This window comes from Occultella kanbiaonis (assembly GCF_009708215.1).
Lineage (GTDB): Bacteria > Actinomycetota > Actinomycetes > Actinomycetales > Beutenbergiaceae > Occultella > Occultella kanbiaonis.
This window is the reverse complement of the sequence record NZ_CP046175.1, coordinates 2,254,578-2,269,860: the sequence shown is the minus strand read 5'-3', so window position 1 is coordinate 2,269,860 and position 15,283 is coordinate 2,254,578. Positions and strand designations below refer to the sequence as shown.

Below are 15,283 nucleotides of genomic sequence, written 5' to 3'. Positions count from 1 at the left end.
ACGGGCAAGGCGCCGACGTGGCCCGACGGCGTGGGCGCCGCCTCCACGCCGGTCACCGCGTCACCGAGGACGCGGTCCGCGCCTCGTCCGGGTGCACGGCGCTCTCGATGAGCGCGGCGAGGTCCGCGAGGTCGTCCGGTCCGAGATCCAGCAGCGGGCCGCGCACCGGACCCGCCGGGCGCCCGACTGCGGTCATGCCCGCCTTCACGATCGAGACCGCATAGCCCTCGCTCCGGTCGCGGATCTCGAGGTAGGGCAGCACGAACTCCCGCAGCCGCCGGGCCACCTCCGCGCGGTCACGGGCGAGCACCGCCCGGTGGAACGCGAGAGCGAACTCCGGGATGAAGTTGAACATGGCCGAGGAGTAGGTGCGCACCCCGAGCTCGAGGTACGGGAGGGCGTACACCTCGGCCGTCGGGAGCCCCCCGATGAGGAGCAGGTCCTCGGTGCCGTGGCACAGCCGGGTCATCAGGTCCACGTCGCCGACGCCGTCCTTGAAGCCGATGAGGTTGGGGCACGTCTGCGCGAGCGTGGCCACGGCCGCGGCGGTGAAACGGGCGTTGGCCCGGTGGTAGACGATGACGCCCAGTGACGTCGCGGCACACACGGCACGCACGTGCGCGACCAGACCCGCCTCGCTCACCTGGACGAGGTACGGCGGGAACAACAGGATCCCGTCGGCACCCGCGGCCTCCGCGTCCACCGCCATCGCCACCGCCTGCGCCGTGCCGTACGCCGCCGGCGCGACGATGGGCACCTCCTCCGGTACCGACGCGACGGCGGCCCGCACCACCCGGGGCACCTCGTCCGGAGTCAGCGCGAAGATCTCCCCCGTGCCACCGGCCGCGAACAGGCCGGCCGGGCCGAAGCCGGCCTGCCAGGCGACGTGCTCGCGGTAGCCGGCCTCGTCGAAGCCCAGGTCCGGTGCCGTGTGTGTGACCGGGAAGGAGAGCAGTCCTGATCCGAGTCGGGTCCGTAGCTCCGGCGGGGAGAAACGTGAGGTGTTCATGTCTGCGCTCCGAGAGGTAGGTCGTCGGGTCGAACCTACGCCGCCCGAGCCATACCCGTCCAAGTCCAATGAAGTATCGTGCGATACACAAAGGGCATACCTGGGTGGGGAGGACGGAGATGTACACGCTCGATCAGCTCGTGGGTTTCGTCGCCGTCGCCGAGGAGGGCAGCTTCGCGGGCGCGGCCGACCGCCTGCGGATGACGCAGCCCCCACTGAGCCGGCAGGTGCGCAAGCTCGAGCGGGACGTCGGCGTCGAGCTCCTCGTGCGCCACCACCGGGGCGCGCGCCCGACCCCGGCCGGCCGGGTCTTCCTGGAGGAGTCGCGCCGGCTCCTGGCCCGGGCGGAGACGGCGCGACTGCGCGCCCGGAGCGCCGCGGACGGGACAACCGGCACGGTGCGGATCGCCTTCACGGCCGTCTCTGCGATGACCGTGCTCGGCCCCTGGGCGAGCACGCTCGCCGAGCAGCTGCCGGACGTCGACCTGATCCTCACCGAGATGGTCACGGGTGAGCAGGTAGAGGCGCTGCTCGCCGGCGAGATCGATGTCGGGCTGGCCCGCGGCCCCGCCCGGACCGAGCCCCTCACCGCGCGCCCGGTCGCCAGCGAGTCCATGGTCCTGGCGGTTCCGACGGGTCATCCGTTCACGGGTCTGCGCCCGACGCTCTCGGACGTGGCCGCGCACCCGGTGGTCACCTACGCCCCGGCCCAGGCTCGCTACCTCTACGAGACGGTGGCGGGGGTTTTCCGGGAGGCGAACCTCACCCCGCGCTACGTCCAGCACGTCGCGCAGGTGAACAGCGTGCTGGCGCTCGTCGGTGCGGGACTCGGGGTAGCGCTGGTGCCGTCGTCCGTGGCCACCCTGCAGCTGCCGTCGGTGACCTACCTCGAGGTCTCGGACATGCCCGACCACGCGGTGCAGGTGCACTGCGTCTGGCGCTCCGACAACGACAATCCCGCGCTGGCGCGGGCGCTGACGTTCATCTGAGCGCCTGCCCCGACCCGCTCAGGCCAGCGAGACCAGCTCGACGTAACCGTCGTTCCAGTGGTCCTCGTCGCCGTCGGGCAGCAGGAGCACCCGCTCCGGCTCGAGAGCCACCACGGCGCCCTCGTCGTGCGTCACCAGCACCACGGCACCGGTGAACGAGCGCAGCGCGCCGAGGATCTCCTCGCGGCTGGCCGGGTCGAGGTTGTTCGTGGGCTCGTCCAGCAGCAGCACGTTCGCCGAGGACACCACCAGCACCGCGAGCGCGAGGCGGGTCTTCTCCCCGCCGGAGAGCACCCGAGCGGGCTTGTCCGCGTCGTCGCCGGAGAACAGGAACGACCCGAGCACGCTGCGGACCTGGGTGTCGTTCAGGTCCGGGGCCGCCGAGCGCAGGTTCTCCACCACGGTGCGCTCGGTATCGAGGGTCTCGTGCTCCTGCGCGTAGTAACCGACCTTCAGCCCGTGCCCGGGCTGCACCTCCCCGGTGTCGGAGGCCTCCACCCCGGCCAGGATCCGCAGCAGGGTGGTCTTCCCGGCACCGTTCAGGCCCAGCACCACCACCTTGCTGCCGCGGTCGATCGCCAGGTCCACGTCGGTGAAGACCTCTTGCGACCCGTAGGTCTTGGACAAGCCCGCGGCGCGCAACGGGGTGCGCCCGCACGGGGCGGGGTCGGGGAAGCGCAGCTTCGCCACCCGGTCCTTGGTGCGGACCTCGTCCAGGCCCGAGAGCATCCGTTCGGCCCGGCGGGCCATGTTCTGGGCGGCGACTGCCTTGGTGGCCTTGGCGCGCATCTTGTCCGCCTGCACCATCAGGGTGGAGGCCTTCTTCTCGGCGTTCGCGCGCTCGCGCTTGCGGCGCCGTTCGTCGGTCTCCCGCTGTTCGAGGTACGCGTCCCAGCCGAGGTTGTAGACGTCCAGCTCGCTCCGGTTGGCGTCCAGGTGGAACACCTTGTTCACGGTGGCGCGGAGCAGGTCGGTGGCGTGGCTGATCACGATGAACCCGCCGGAGTAGGACGCGAGGAACTCCCGCAACCAGGCGATGGAGTCCGCGTCCAGGTGGTTCGTGGGCTCGTCCAGGAGCAGCGTCTCGGAGTCGGAGAACAGGATCCGTGCCAGTTCCACCCGGCGGCGCTGACCACCCGAGAGCGTGCCCAGTGGTTGCGCGAGCACCCCGGTCTGCAGGCCGAGGTTCGAGGTGATCCTCGCTGCCTCGCTCTCCGCGGCCCAACCGCCCTGCGCAGTGAACTCCTCGTCCAGCCGGGTGTAGCGGTTCATCGCCTTCTCGCGGACGGCGTCGTCCTCGCTGGCCATGTCCACCTCGGCCTTGCGGATCCGGCGCACCACCTCGTCCAGGTTGCGCGCGGAGAGCACTCGGTCCCGGGCCAGCATGTCCAGGTCACCGGTCCGTGGGTCCTGCGGCAGGTAGCCCACCTCGCCGGTCCGGGTGATCGTGCCTCCGGTGGGTTGCCCCTCCCCGGCCAGGGTCTTCGTCAACGTGGTCTTCCCGGCGCCGTTGCGGCCCACGAGGCCGATCCGGTCACCGGAGTCGATGCGGAAGGTTGCCCCGCTGAGTAGCTGGCGAACCCCGATCCGGAGTTCGACGTCCTGCGCGATGATCACTGGCACCAGTCTACCGATCGGCGACCAGCAGATTACCGGCAGACCTCGGACCCAGTACCGTGGCAGGGTCCGGCGGGCGGCTTCTGCCGCCACCGGCGGCCGATCCGAGGAGGTAGATGTGAGCGAACCGACACTCTCGCTGCGCGACTGGCGCGACGGCGACGACGTGACGGTCGCCGACGCGCTCGGACCGGCCGGGTCGCCGCAGGCCGCGCTCAGCCGGGCGCTGCTCGGTCCGGCCACGCAGCGGCCGTGGCGGCGCACCGTCGTCGCCGAGGCCGACGGCGTGGTCGTCGGGGCCGCGGCGGTCTCGGAGAGCAGTCTGCACCCGGACCGGCTCTGGCTGTACGCGGAGGTGCGGCCCGCCAGCCGTCGGCAGGGCGTGGGCACCGCCCTGGTGGGCGCCCTGACGGACGAGATCCCGCCGTCGGGCACGAGCGGCCTGCGGACCCGCTACCCGGTGACCCAGGACGAGGACTCCGAGGACTTCGCCGCGGCACCGTTCGCCGCGTCGATCGGGCTCGTCCCGATCCAGCGCTCCCGGCTCGTGGTGGTCTCCCCGGACTCGTTGGCGGTCCCGCCGTTCGGACCGACCGGCCCGACCCTGGAGGATCTCGCCACCGGCTCCGTCGAACTGACGAAGGTGGTCGCCGCGTTCTACGACGCGGTGCACGCATCCTGGGACCGGTCGGAGATGACGCTCGGGCGGGCGCAGGACCACCTCCTCGCGCCGGCCACCGGGGCACGCGGCGCCGTCGTGCTCCGGGACCGCCCCAAGGACGCCGGCGGCCGGATCCTGTCCTTCGCGGTGAGTTACGACCCGCCCGCGACCGACACCGCGGAGCCGCTGGACGCGCCCACCGAGGTGCTGCTCGGCTACGACGCGGACCTCGATCCGGCCCGGGCCCGCGGGGCGGTGCACAACCTGCTCGCGATGCTGGTGGCCCGGTACCCGGTCCAGGTGGAGGTCGACGACGCCATGGAGCCGCTCGCGGCGGTCGTCACCGGGCTCCTGAACGCCGGGTCGGCAACCATCGGCGCCGAGACGGAGATCGCCGCGACCCCGGCCTGACCAGCGCAGACGCTCGACGGGTAGCCATGCCGGTTCGGCGCTAGCGTTTGCCCATGACGTTCAACGAGGACGCGAAGCTGGACCCGTCCCGGGTCCGGCGACGCCGCCGCACCGGCACCGGCGTCGCCGTGGGTGGCGGCACCGTACTCGTGCTGTTCCTGCTCTCCCAGTTGCTCGGCGTGGACCTGACCGGACTCGCCCCGGGCGGCGACGGCGGCGCTCCCGCCGGCGAGAGCGACACGGGTCTCGAGCACTGCACCACGGGTGCTGCCGCGAACGAGGACGTGGAGTGCCGGATGGTCGGCGCGTACAACTCCCTCGACGACTACTGGGCGGACGCCTACCCCCAGATCAGCGGCGGCGCGTACGCGTCCCCCGGCATGGAACTGTTCACCGACGGGACCACCACCGGCTGCGGCCAGGCGAGCAGCGCCGTCGGGCCGTTCTACTGCCCACCGGACCAGGGCATCTACCTTGACCCGACGTTCTTCCAGGTGATGACGACCCAACTGGGCGCCGAGGGCGGGCCGCTCGCGGAGCTGTACGTGGTGGCGCACGAGTGGGGCCACCACATCCAGAACCTGTCCGGGATCATGGGGCAGGTGGACACCTCCGACACCGGTCCGACGTCGGACGCGGTGCGGCTGGAGCTGCAGGCGGACTGCTTGGCCGGCGCGTGGGCGGCGGACGCCGTGAACACCCTGGACTCCGACGGCAACAGGTTCCTGGAACCGTTCACGCCCGACCAGCTCGCCTCCGCGCTGGACGCGGCGGCGTCCGTCGGGGACGACCACATCCAGACCCAGCAGGGCGGTCAGGCGCACCCCGAGTCCTGGACCCACGGGTCCTCGGAACAGCGCCAGCGGTGGTTCACCGCCGGCTACGACTCCGGTCCGAACGCGTGCGACACGTTCGCCGTGGACGGCGCCTCGCTCTGATCAGACGTTGAAGCCGAGCGCCCGCAACTGCTGGCGGCCGTCCTCGGTGATCTTGTCCGGACCCCACGGCGGCATCCACACCCAGTTGATGCGCTGGCCGGCGGTGATGCCCTCCAGCGCCTGGGCGGCCTGCTCCTCGATGACGTCGGTCAGCGGGCAGGCCGCGGACGTGAGCGTCATGTCGATCATGGCCACGTTGTTCTGGTCGAGGGTGATCCCGTAGATCAGACCCAGGTCCACGACATTGATGCCGAGTTCGGGGTCGATGACGTCGCGGAGGGCCTCCTCGACGTCTGCCGCGTTCGGGACGGCGCTGGTTGCTTCGGTGCTCATGACTTCTCCTGATCCGGTGCCACGGTGGACGGTTCGGCGGTGAGGGCGTGCGCGAGGGCGTCCCGCAGGGCCATCCAGCCCAGCAGAGCGCACTTGATCCGGGCCGGGTACTTCGCCACGCCCACGAAGGCACCGGCATCACCGAGCAGCTCCTCGCGGTCGGCGTCCAGCGGCTGCCCACGGCCCGACATGAGGGCGCGGAAGGTCTCCGTGAGCTCGTCGGCGCGGGCCACGTCGGCGCCGGCGACCAGGTCGCTGAGCACGGACAGGGACGCCTGCGAGATCGAGCAGCCCAGGCCCTCCCAGCTGACCCGTTCGATGACGGGGGCGGCGGTGCCGTCGGCGAGGTGGACGCGCAGGCGCACCTCGTCGCCGCAGGTGGGATTGACCTGGAACGACTCCCCCGCCGCACCCTGCTCGAGGCCGTAGCCGTGCTTCTCCCGGGCGTGGTCGAGGATCACCTGCTGGTAGAGCTGCTCCATCGCGTCAGCCACGGCTGCCTCCCAGTCCGAAGAACGAGCGGACACCGGCCAGCTGCTCGAGGAACACGTCGATCTCCGCGTGCGTGGTGTAGATGCCCACGGATGCGCGCGCCGAGGCGTGCACCCCGAGCCGGCGGTGCACCGGCTGTGCGCAGTGGTGCCCCACCCGGATCGCGATGCCGGCGTCGTCGAGGACCTGACCGACGTCGTGCGGGTGCACGCCGGCCACGTCGAACGCGACGACACCGAGGCGGTCGGCGGCGTCGGTGGGCCCGAGTACCCGCACGCCGTCGATGCCGGCGACGCCGCGGACCAGGTGTTCGGTCAGCACGGCCTCGTGGGCGGCCACGGCGGACATGCCGAGCTCGGCCAGGTAGTCCGCGGCGGCGTTCAGACCGACGGTCTGCGCGACCATCTGGGTGCCGGCCTCGAACCGCTGCGGCGGCGGGGCGTACGTGGTCGCCTCCATGGTGACCACCTCGACCATCGATCCCCCGGTCAGGAACGGCGGCATGGCGGCGAGCAGGTCGGCACGGCCGTAGAGGACGCCGATACCGGTGGGCCCGAGCATCTTGTGGCCGGAGAACGCAGCGAAGTCCACGTCCAGGGCGCGCAGGTCGACGGGCAGGTGCGGCACGCTCTGACAGGCGTCCAGGACCACCAGTGCCCCGACGGCGTGGGCGGCGGCCACGATCGCCGTCACCGGTGCGATCGCGCCGGTCACGTTCGAGGCGTGCGCGAACGCCACCACCCGGGTGCGCTCGTTGATCACGCCGAGGTTGTCGGTGTCGATCCGGCCCTCGTCGGTGACGCCGAGCCAGCGCAGGGTCGCGCCGGTGCGGGCGCACAACTCCTGCCAGGGCACCAGGTTCGCGTGGTGCTCGGCCTCGGTGACCACGATCTCGTCGCCCGGGCCGAGCCGCAGCGCGGCCGCGGCCTCGCCGCCCCGGCCGAGCGTCGCGTTGGACATCGCGTACGCGACGAGGTTGATCGCCTCGGTCGCGTTCTTGGTCCAGACGATCTCACCGGCGTCGACGCCCACCAGGCCGGCGACGGCGGCCCGCGCCTGTTCGTAGGCCTCGGTCGCCTCCTCGGCGAGCTGGTGCGCGCCGCGGTGCACGGCGGCGTTGCGGCGCAGGTAGAAGTCCTGCTCGGCGTCCGTGACGCACTCGGGCTTCTGCGACGTGGCCGCGGAGTCGAGGTAGACGAGCGGGCGACCACCGCGGACCGTGCGTTCCAGCAGCGGGAAGTCCTCGCGGATCGCGATCAACTCCGTCGCCGTGAGCGACGCTGCGGCCGTGGTGGTCATCCGGTACTCCTCGATCGTGGTGAGGGTCAGTTGGTGCCGACGAGGTAGCGGTCGTACCCCTCGGCCTCGAGGCGCTCGGCCAGCTCCGGGCCGCCCTGCTCGGCCACCCGGCCGTCGACGAAGACGTGCACGAAGTCGGGGGTGATGTAGTTCAGGATGCGCGTGTAGTGGGTGATCAGCAGCACGCCCACGTCCGTGGTGGACTTCACCCGGTTGACGCCCTCGGAGACGATCCGCAGGGCGTCGACGTCGAGACCGGAGTCGGTCTCGTCCAGCACCGCGAACTTCGGGGAGAGCAGCTCCATCTGGAGGATCTCGTGGCGCTTCTTCTCGCCACCGGAGAACCCCTCGTTCACGTTGCGCTCGGCGAACACCGGGTCCATGCGCAGGTTCTCCATGGCGGTGCGGACGTCGCCGACCCACTGGCGCAGCGCGGGCGCCTTGCCGTCGATCGCGGTCTTCGCGGTCCGCAGGAAGTTCGAGACGGTCACGCCGGCGACCTCCACCGGGTACTGCATGGCGAGGAACAGGCCGGCGCGGGCGCGCTCGTCCACGGTCATGGCCAGGACGTCTTCGCCGTCGAGGAGAACCTCGCCGGAGGTGACCTCGTACTTGGGGTGCCCGGCGATGGAGTAGGCGAGGGTGGACTTGCCGGAGCCGTTCGGGCCCATGATGGCGTGCGTCTGCCCGCTGCTCACGGAGAGGTCGACGCCGCGCAGGATCTGCTTGGCACCCTCCGGGGTCTCGACGCTGACGTGCAGGTCGCGGATCTCAAGTGTCGACATGTGTGCGGTTCTCCTTCTTCTCAGACGTTCTGGTGGGCGGCGAGCGGGGCGTCCACGTCCACCAGGACGTTGTCGCCGTCATAACTCACCGGATACACGGGGACCGGCCGGGTGGCCGGGAGGGACAGGGGCTTGCCGGTGCGAAGGTCGAAGGTGGAGCCGTGCAGCCAGCACTCGACGGTGGTGCCGTCCACCTCGCCCTCGGAGAGCGAGACCTGCCCGTGCGAGCAGATGTCGTTGACGGCGTAGTACTCGCCGTCCTCGGCCCGGACCAGGGCCACCTCCACGAGCGAGCCGTCCTCGCCGTCGAGCTCGAGCTTGAGGGTCTCCCCCAGCTCGAGGTCGTCACGGGCGGCCACCACCTGCGCGGTCACTTCACCACGCCGCTCTCCACGGCGGCGATCACGTCCGCCTCGTCGAGGTCATCGGTGCCGATGAGCTGGCCCATGACGATGTCCAGCTCGGCGTCGATCGCGGCGAGGAGGCGGTCCTGCACGGACTGCACGCCGATCTTGGAGATCATCTCGGCGAAGAAGCCACGCACCACCAGGCGGCGGGCGGCCGCCTCGGGGATGCCGCGCGAGCGCAGGTAGAACAGCTGCTCGTCGTCGAACCGGCCGGTCGCGGACGCGTGCCCGGCGCCCTCGATCTCACCGGTCTCGATCTCCAGGTTCGGCACCGAGTCGGCGCGGGCACCGTCGGTGAGCACGAGGTTGCGGTTCAGCTCGTAGGTGTCGGTGCCCTCGGCCTCCTTGCGGATCAGCACGTCGCCGATCCAGACCGAGTGAGCACCGTCGCCCTGGAGGGCGCCCTTGTAGGTCACCCGGGACCGGCAGTTCGGCACGGCGTGGTCCACGAAGAGGCGGTGCTCCTGGTGCTGGCCGGCGTCGGCGAAGTACAGGCCGTTCATCTCGACCTCGCCACCGGGGGCGGTGAACGCGGCCTCCGGGGTGATCCGGACGACGTCCCCACCGAGGGTGATGACCACGTGCCGCAGGGTCGCGTCCCGGCCGATCACGGCGCGGTGGCTCGACGCGTGCACGGCGCCGGCGTCCCAGTCCTGGACCGAGACGACCCGCAGCGAGGCGCCGTCCTCGACCTGGATCTCGACGGTCTGCGCGAGCTCGGCGCTGCCGCGGTGGTCGAGCACCACGACTCCCTCGCTGAGGGACTCGGCGACGATCAGGACGTGCTGCGCGGCGGGCGTGGTGTCGGTCCCGGTGATCGTGACGATGGTCTCGCCGGTCGTGACGTGGTTGGCCGGCACGGTGATCACCAGGGCCTCCGCGAAGGACTCCCACGCGGTCGCGGCGAGCCGGTCCCCGGGGGCGCCGGCGGCGCCGAGGCGCGGGTCGTCGTGACCGACGCGCTCGATCGTGACGGCCGGGTCCCCGGCGATCTCGACCTGCGGGGCGGCCCCGGTCAGGACACCACCGAAGAGGCCCTGGAACCGACCGACCGGGGAGAACCGCCAGTCCTCCTCGCGGCCGGTGGGCAGCGGGAAGTCGGCGAGCGCGAAGGAGGTCGCGCGGTCGCCACGCGAGCTCTCCGGGACGGTCCCCTGACCGTGGGTGTGGGCGCCGTCGGCGACCGCTCGGGAGTGGTCGGTGGTCAGTCCGGCGTTGTCGGTGGTCTCAGTTGTGGTGGTCGACATCAGCCGACGGCCCCTTCCATCTGCAGTTCGATCAGTCGGTTCAGTTCGAGCGCATACTCCATCGGGAGCTCGCGGGCGATCGGCTCCACGAAGCCGCGGACGATCATCGCCATCGCCTCGGTCTCGGCGAGGCCGCGGGACATCAGGTAGAACAGTTGCTCGGCGCTCACCTTGGAGACCGTGGCCTCGTGGCCCATCTCGACGTCGTCCTCGCGCACGTCCACGTACGGGTAGGTATCCGAGCGGGACTCGGTGTCCACCAGCAGCGCGTCGCAGAGCACGTTGGACTTGGAGCCCTCGGCGCCGTCGAGCACCTGGACCAGGCCGCGGTAGGACGCGCGCCCGCCGCCCCGGGCCACCGACTTGGAGACGATGGAGGAGGAGGTGTGCGGTGCCATGTGGACCATCTTGGAGCCGGTGTCCTGGTGCTGACCCTCGCCGGCGAACGCGATCGAGAGGGTCTCGCCGCGGGCGTGCTCACCGGTCAGGTAGACGGCCGGGTACTTCATGGTGACCTTCGACCCGATGTTCCCGTCGATCCACTCCATGGTGGCGCCCTCGGCTGCCGTCGCCCGCTTGGTGACGAGGTTGTACACGTTGTTCGACCAGTTCTGGATCGTCGTGTAGCGCACCCGGGCGTTCTTCTTGACGATGATCTCCACGACCGCCGAGTGCAGCGAGTCGGAGGAGTAGATCGGCGCGGTGCAGCCCTCCACGTAGTGCACGTAGGAGCCCTCGTCGGCGATGATCAGGGTCCGCTCGAACTGACCCATGTTCTCGGTGTTGATCCGGAAGTAGGCCTGCAGCGGGATCTCCACGTGCACCCCCGGGGGCACGTACACGAACGACCCGCCGGACCAGACCGCGGTGTTCAGGGCCGCGAACTTGTTGTCCCCGGAGGGGATCACGGTGCCGAAGTACTCCTCGAAGATCTCCGGGTGCTCGCGCAGCGCGGTGTCGGTGTCCAGGAACAGCACACCCTGACGCTCGAGCTCCTCGTTGATCTGGTGGTAGACCACCTCGGACTCGTACTGGGCGGCGACGCCGGCCACGAGGCGCTGCTTCTCCGCCTCGGGGATGCCGAGCTTGTCGTAGGTGTTCTTGATCTCCTCGGGGAGATCCTCCCAGCTCTGCGCCTGCTTCTCGGTCGACCGGACGAAGTACTTGATGTTGTCGAAGTCGATCCCGGTGAGGTCGGCGCCCCAGTTCGGCATCGGCTTCTTGTCGAACAGCCGCAGCGCCTTGAGCCGGGTCTTGAGCATCCACTCGGACTCGTTCTTGAGATGCGAGATGTTGCGGACCACGTCTTCCGAGAGTCCCCGGGTGGCGTTCAGACCGGCGTCGTCGGCGTCGTGCCAGCCGTAGTTGTAGTTGCCGATGGACGCGATCGTCTCGTCCTGCGTCATCGGTTCTGTCTTCGGGGTGGTCTCGGTCGGTGTCGTCATGGGTGTGTTCTCTTTCCTTCCGCACGGGTCTGGATCGTCACCGGGATATGGGTCGTGCACACATGCTCTCCGCCGGCGAGGGTGGCGAGCCGCTGGACATGGACGCCGAGGAGGTCGGAGAACGCACGCGTCTCCGCCTCGCACAGCTGGGGGAACTGGGTTGCGATCTCCTGCACCGGGCAGTGACCCTGGCACAGTTGCACGGCCAGGTCGTTCCCGATCGGACGCGATGTGGCAGCGTAGCCATCCTTGCTGAGCGCCTCCGCGAGGGCTGCGGTCCGGGCCGGCAGGTCGGGCCCGGCGGCGTCCACGGCGGCGGCGTACCGCTCCCGCAGCTCCGTCGAGCGTTCCTCGGCGAAGCCGTCGACGGCACCCGGCCCGAGGACCCGGTTGAGGTGCTCGAGCGCGTGCACGGCGAGGTCCGCGTAGGCCTGACCGAGGTGGCTGTGCGCCGCGGCGGTGGCGATGTACTGCTTGGCGGGCCGCCCGCGTCCGCGGGGCGCGTGCGTGGTGTCCTCACGCTCGGCGATCTGACCGTCGGAGTCGAGCGCCGACAGGTGCCGGCGGATCGCGGCCGACGTCAGGTCGAGGCGCTCCGCGAGCACCGCGGCCGTGACCGGGCCGAGTTCCACGATGAGCGCGAGGACCCGTTCGCGGGTGCTGGACTCGGTGTCCTCTACCGGTTCGGTCGTCACGTGCTCACCTCCTGGCGTCGATGGGCATGCCACGGCCCTCGAATTACTCAACAGTTTCGTTGCCCAAATGCTTCCAGGCAAGCAAGGCAAGCCTTATCGCAACGCTCGCGCCGCCCGGATCCGGCCGCCCGACCCGCTCGGACCGGCACCAGCAAGCCGCTCGAGGACGCCACCTGAGGCGGATCAGGTCCCGGAACGGTGCGTCCAGCATGCGAGAAATGAGAGACACGCCACAGTGCGGGCACCTGAGACATCCGCACTACGCTGACGGGATGCTCGCACCCGGCACCGATCACTGGTGTCTCGAACTCGACGGCGTCACGAAGTCCTTCGGCGACACCCACGCCCTGCGGTCCCTGTCCCTGTCGGCCCGGCGCGGTGCCGTGACCGCGATCCTCGGCCCGAACGGTGCCGGCAAGACGACGCTGATGGAGATCTGCGAGGGCCTCCAGGGCGCCGACGGCGGGCTGGTGCGGGTCCTCGGCCTCGATCCCCGGCGGGACGCGGCCGAGCTGCGGCCGCGGGTCGGCGTGATGGTCCAGGACGGCGGCCTGCCCATCATGGCCCGGCCGCTTGAGCTGCTGCGGCACGTCTCCCGCATGTACGCCGCGCCCCGGGACGTCGACGAGCTCGTCGACCTCCTCGGCCTGGACGCGTTCGCGCGCACGTCGGTGCGCCGCCTCTCCGGGGGACAGCGCCAGCGCCTGGCCCTGGCGATCGCCCTGGTCGGCCGGCCCGACCTGGTGTTCCTGGACGAGCCGAGCGCCGGGCTCGACCCGCAGGCGCGCCTGGTGGTCTGGGACCTGATCGAGGCGCTGCGGGCCGACGGCGTGAGCGTCATCCTGAGCACGCACCTGATGGACGAGGCAGCCCGGCTCGCCGATCACGTCGCGATCATCGACCACGGCGCCGTGCTGGCGCAGGGCACGGTCGCCGAGCTGACCGAATCGGTCGGGGTCCCGGCGGCCAGGTCGGCGCCGGGCCTCGAGGCCCCGGACGGCTCCGCCGGGTCCGCGGCGCCACCCACCCCGCACGCCGCCCGCCTGTCCGGTCCGCTGACCCCGGCCGCGCGGACCGCGCTCGCACAGCTCGCCGACGCGCACGGACTCACCCTCGAGCTCGAGGGTGGCGCACGCACCCTCGAGGACGTCTTCCTCGACCTGACCGGACGGAGCCTGCGATGACGCTCACGCGGCAACCCCACGCCGGCGGCGCCCCGTGGCCGCGCCGGGTGGTGGCACATGGCGGCTTCGAGCTCCGCAATCTGATTCGCAACGGTGAGCAGCTCCTGCTCACCCTGATCCTGCCCGCGCTGATGCTCGTCGTGCTCGTGCGTACCGACCTGATCCGCCTGGACACCGGCGGCGCCCCGGCGATCGACGTCGCCGCCCCGGGAGTGCTCGCGCTGGCCGTGATGTCCACCGCGTTCACGTCCCAGGCGATCTCCACCGGGTTCGACCGGCGGGCCGGCGCACTGCGTCTGCTCGCCACCACCCCGCTCGGACGCACCGGGCTGCTCGGCGGCAAGGTGCTCGGCGTGTTCGCGATGGAGGCCGTCCAGGTCGTGATCCTCGGCGGTCTCGCGCTCGCGCTCGGTTGGCAGCCGAACCCGTCCGGGATCGCCGCCGCGCTGCTCGCCGTCGTGCTCGGCACCGGCGCGTTCACCGCCCTGGCCCTGCTGCTCGCCGGGACGCTGCGCGCCGAGGCGGTCCTGGCCGGGGCGAACCTGCTCTGGTTGCTCCTCGTGGTCGGCGGGGGCATCCTGCTCCCGGCCGCCGGCCCCACCCGATTCCTGCCCTCCGGGGCGCTCGGCGAGGCGATGCGGACCGCGCTCGGCCCCGGTCCGTCGGGCGCCACGTGGATCGCGCTCGCCGTGCTGGCCGCCTGGACCGCGGTCTTCAGCGTTGCCACCGTGCGCTGGTTCAAGTGGGAGTGAGCGGGGCGATTACGGTAGGCATGTGTCCCCCGTAACCCACACCAAGCTCACCGGCGCCGCGATCGTGGCGAACCTGATCGGCCAGATCCTCATCATCGGCACCGGCGGTGCGGTGCGCCTGACCGGTTCCGGCCTCGGCTGCTCCACCTGGCCGCAGTGCGAGCCGGGCCAGTTCGCGCCCGTGTTCCACGAGGCTGCCACCTACCACCCGTTCGTGGAGTTCGGGAACCGGACCATGTCCGGCGTGCTGGTGGCCATCTCCGCAGCCGTGGTGCTGCTCGTGTTCACCCAGGAGCGCGCGGGCGTCACCCCGGTGCGGGACCGGGGCTTCCGGCGGCTCGCACTGGTCCCGCTGATCGGGGTGCTCGTCCAGGCGGTCGTCGGTGGCATCACGGTGCTGATCGAGCTGCACCCGGTGATCGTGGGCTCACACTTCCTGCTCTCGGCGGCCCTGGTCTGGGTGTCCACCGTGTTGTTGCTGCGTTGGCGCGAGGGCGACGGGGCGCCAGTGTCGGTGGTGGCACCCGCGGTGCGGGTGCTGGGCCGGGTGCTCGCCGTGCTGGCGGGCCTCGTGGTCGTCCTCGGGGTCGTCGTCACCGGCGCCGGCCCGCACTCCGGCGACGATGAGGTCGGCTACCGGTTCGCCGTCGACCCGTTGCTGGTCACCAGGCTCCACTCCGGCACCGTCTGGGTGTTCGTGGGCGTGCTGGCGCTGCTGCTGGTGGCTCTGTACCGGGCCCGGCCGCAGGCCGACGTGCCCGACGGCGCAGCGGCTCTGGTCAGGGCGCGTCGGCGCGGGTGGGTGCTGGTCGCAGTGACGGCCCTGCAGGGGGGCATCGGCTACTACCAGTACTTCAACGGGTTGCCCGAGCTCGTGGTGGGCATGCACCTGGTGGGCTCGGCGCTGCTGATCGTCGCGACGACCGTCGCGGTGTTCGGCCTGCGGGTCCGCCCGGTCACCCCGGCCGCAGCCGGGTCGGTCACGTCGGTCGACGCCGGCGCGGCCTGAGGTCGGCCCG

General features: G+C 71.3%; 16 protein-coding genes. 6 read left to right on the top strand and 10 right to left on the bottom strand.

From position 1 onward, the window contains the following. Window positions 1-52: 52 nt before the first annotated feature. Window positions 53-1,009 (bottom strand): 5-dehydro-4-deoxyglucarate dehydratase, encoded by a 957-nt coding sequence (locus tag GKS42_RS10485; protein WP_154793770.1) that lies wholly within the window; start codon window positions 1,007-1,009, stop codon window positions 53-55. A gap of 119 nt (window positions 1,010-1,128) precedes the next feature. Here GKS42_RS10485 and GKS42_RS10480 point away from each other — a divergent pair, with 119 nt between their 5' ends. Next, window positions 1,129-1,998 carry a LysR family transcriptional regulator gene (locus GKS42_RS10480; RefSeq protein ID WP_154793769.1) on the top strand — a complete coding sequence of 290 codons (870 nt, stop codon included), beginning with the start codon at window positions 1,129-1,131 and terminating at the stop codon, window positions 1,996-1,998. A gap of 18 nt (window positions 1,999-2,016) precedes the next feature. Here GKS42_RS10480 and GKS42_RS10475 read toward each other — a convergent pair whose 3' ends face one another. Beyond that, entirely contained in the window at window positions 2,017-3,615 is a 1,599-nt protein-coding gene (locus GKS42_RS10475; RefSeq protein ID WP_154793768.1) for an ABC-F family ATP-binding cassette domain-containing protein, read from the bottom strand. A gap of 118 nt (window positions 3,616-3,733) precedes the next feature. Here GKS42_RS10475 and GKS42_RS10470 point away from each other — a divergent pair, with 118 nt between their 5' ends. Continuing rightward, a complete protein-coding gene (locus GKS42_RS10470; protein ID WP_154793767.1) occupies window positions 3,734-4,687 on the top strand; it encodes a GNAT family N-acetyltransferase in 954 nt (317 codons plus the stop codon). A 53-nt stretch (window positions 4,688-4,740) separates the two neighbouring features. Further along, window positions 4,741-5,625 carry a KPN_02809 family neutral zinc metallopeptidase gene (ypfJ, locus tag GKS42_RS10465; protein WP_154793766.1) on the top strand — a complete coding sequence of 295 codons (885 nt, stop codon included), beginning with the start codon at window positions 4,741-4,743 and terminating at the stop codon, window positions 5,623-5,625. Here ypfJ and GKS42_RS10460 read toward each other — a convergent pair whose 3' ends face one another. Genes GKS42_RS10460 through GKS42_RS10425 form a run of 8 tightly spaced genes read right to left on the bottom strand, consistent with a single transcriptional unit; the run spans window position 5,626 to window position 12,328 of the window. Then, window positions 5,626-5,958 carry a metal-sulfur cluster assembly factor gene (locus tag GKS42_RS10460; RefSeq protein ID WP_154793765.1) on the bottom strand — a complete coding sequence of 111 codons (333 nt, stop codon included), beginning with the start codon at window positions 5,956-5,958 and terminating at the stop codon, window positions 5,626-5,628. Then, window positions 5,955-6,452 (bottom strand): Fe-S cluster assembly sulfur transfer protein SufU, encoded by a 498-nt coding sequence (gene sufU / locus GKS42_RS10455; protein WP_232848008.1) that lies wholly within the window; start codon window positions 6,450-6,452, stop codon window positions 5,955-5,957. The genes GKS42_RS10460 and sufU overlap by 4 nt, the downstream gene beginning before the upstream one ends. After that, a complete protein-coding gene (locus GKS42_RS10450) occupies window positions 6,445-7,749 on the bottom strand; it encodes a cysteine desulfurase (protein ID WP_154793764.1) in 1,305 nt (434 codons plus the stop codon). The genes sufU and GKS42_RS10450 overlap by 8 nt, the downstream gene beginning before the upstream one ends. Before the next feature lie 26 nt (window positions 7,750-7,775). Continuing rightward, window positions 7,776-8,534 (bottom strand): Fe-S cluster assembly ATPase SufC, encoded by a 759-nt coding sequence (gene sufC, locus GKS42_RS10445; protein WP_154793763.1) that lies wholly within the window; start codon window positions 8,532-8,534, stop codon window positions 7,776-7,778. 20 nt (window positions 8,535-8,554) lie between these two features. Beyond that, window positions 8,555-8,908, bottom strand: a complete 354-nt coding sequence (locus GKS42_RS10440) for a non-heme iron oxygenase ferredoxin subunit (protein ID WP_154793762.1) — start codon at window positions 8,906-8,908, stop codon at window positions 8,555-8,557. Continuing rightward, complete coding sequence (gene sufD, locus GKS42_RS10435) at window positions 8,905-10,188, bottom strand: Fe-S cluster assembly protein SufD (protein ID WP_154793761.1); 1,284 nt, start codon at window positions 10,186-10,188, stop codon at window positions 8,905-8,907. Before sufD ends, GKS42_RS10440 begins: the two co-directional genes overlap by 4 nt. Continuing rightward, window positions 10,188-11,633, bottom strand: coding sequence for a Fe-S cluster assembly protein SufB (gene sufB / locus GKS42_RS10430; protein ID WP_154793760.1), 1,446 nt, complete (start codon window positions 11,631-11,633; stop codon window positions 10,188-10,190). Before sufB ends, sufD begins: the two co-directional genes overlap by 1 nt. Beyond that, a complete protein-coding gene (locus GKS42_RS10425; protein ID WP_154793759.1) occupies window positions 11,630-12,328 on the bottom strand; it encodes a helix-turn-helix transcriptional regulator in 699 nt (232 codons plus the stop codon). Before GKS42_RS10425 ends, sufB begins: the two co-directional genes overlap by 4 nt. Before the next feature lie 272 nt (window positions 12,329-12,600). Between GKS42_RS10425 and GKS42_RS10420 the strand changes: the two genes are divergently transcribed. From GKS42_RS10420 to GKS42_RS10410, 3 genes are read left to right on the top strand one after another with little or no spacing between them, the layout of a single operon-like run. Further along, on the top strand, window positions 12,601-13,512 hold the full coding sequence (locus tag GKS42_RS10420) for an ABC transporter ATP-binding protein (RefSeq protein WP_154793758.1): 912 nt from the start codon (window positions 12,601-12,603) through the stop codon (window positions 13,510-13,512). Next, window positions 13,509-14,264: an ABC transporter permease gene (locus GKS42_RS10415; RefSeq protein ID WP_154793757.1), complete on the top strand. Its 756-nt coding sequence runs from the start codon at window positions 13,509-13,511 to the stop codon at window positions 14,262-14,264. The genes GKS42_RS10420 and GKS42_RS10415 overlap by 4 nt, the downstream gene beginning before the upstream one ends. Before the next feature lie 22 nt (window positions 14,265-14,286). Beyond that, the gene (locus GKS42_RS10410) at window positions 14,287-15,273 is read left to right on the top strand and encodes a COX15/CtaA family protein (protein ID WP_154793756.1); all 987 of its coding nucleotides are present in this window, start codon (window positions 14,287-14,289) and stop codon (window positions 15,271-15,273) included. Window positions 15,274-15,283 lie beyond the last annotated feature (10 nt).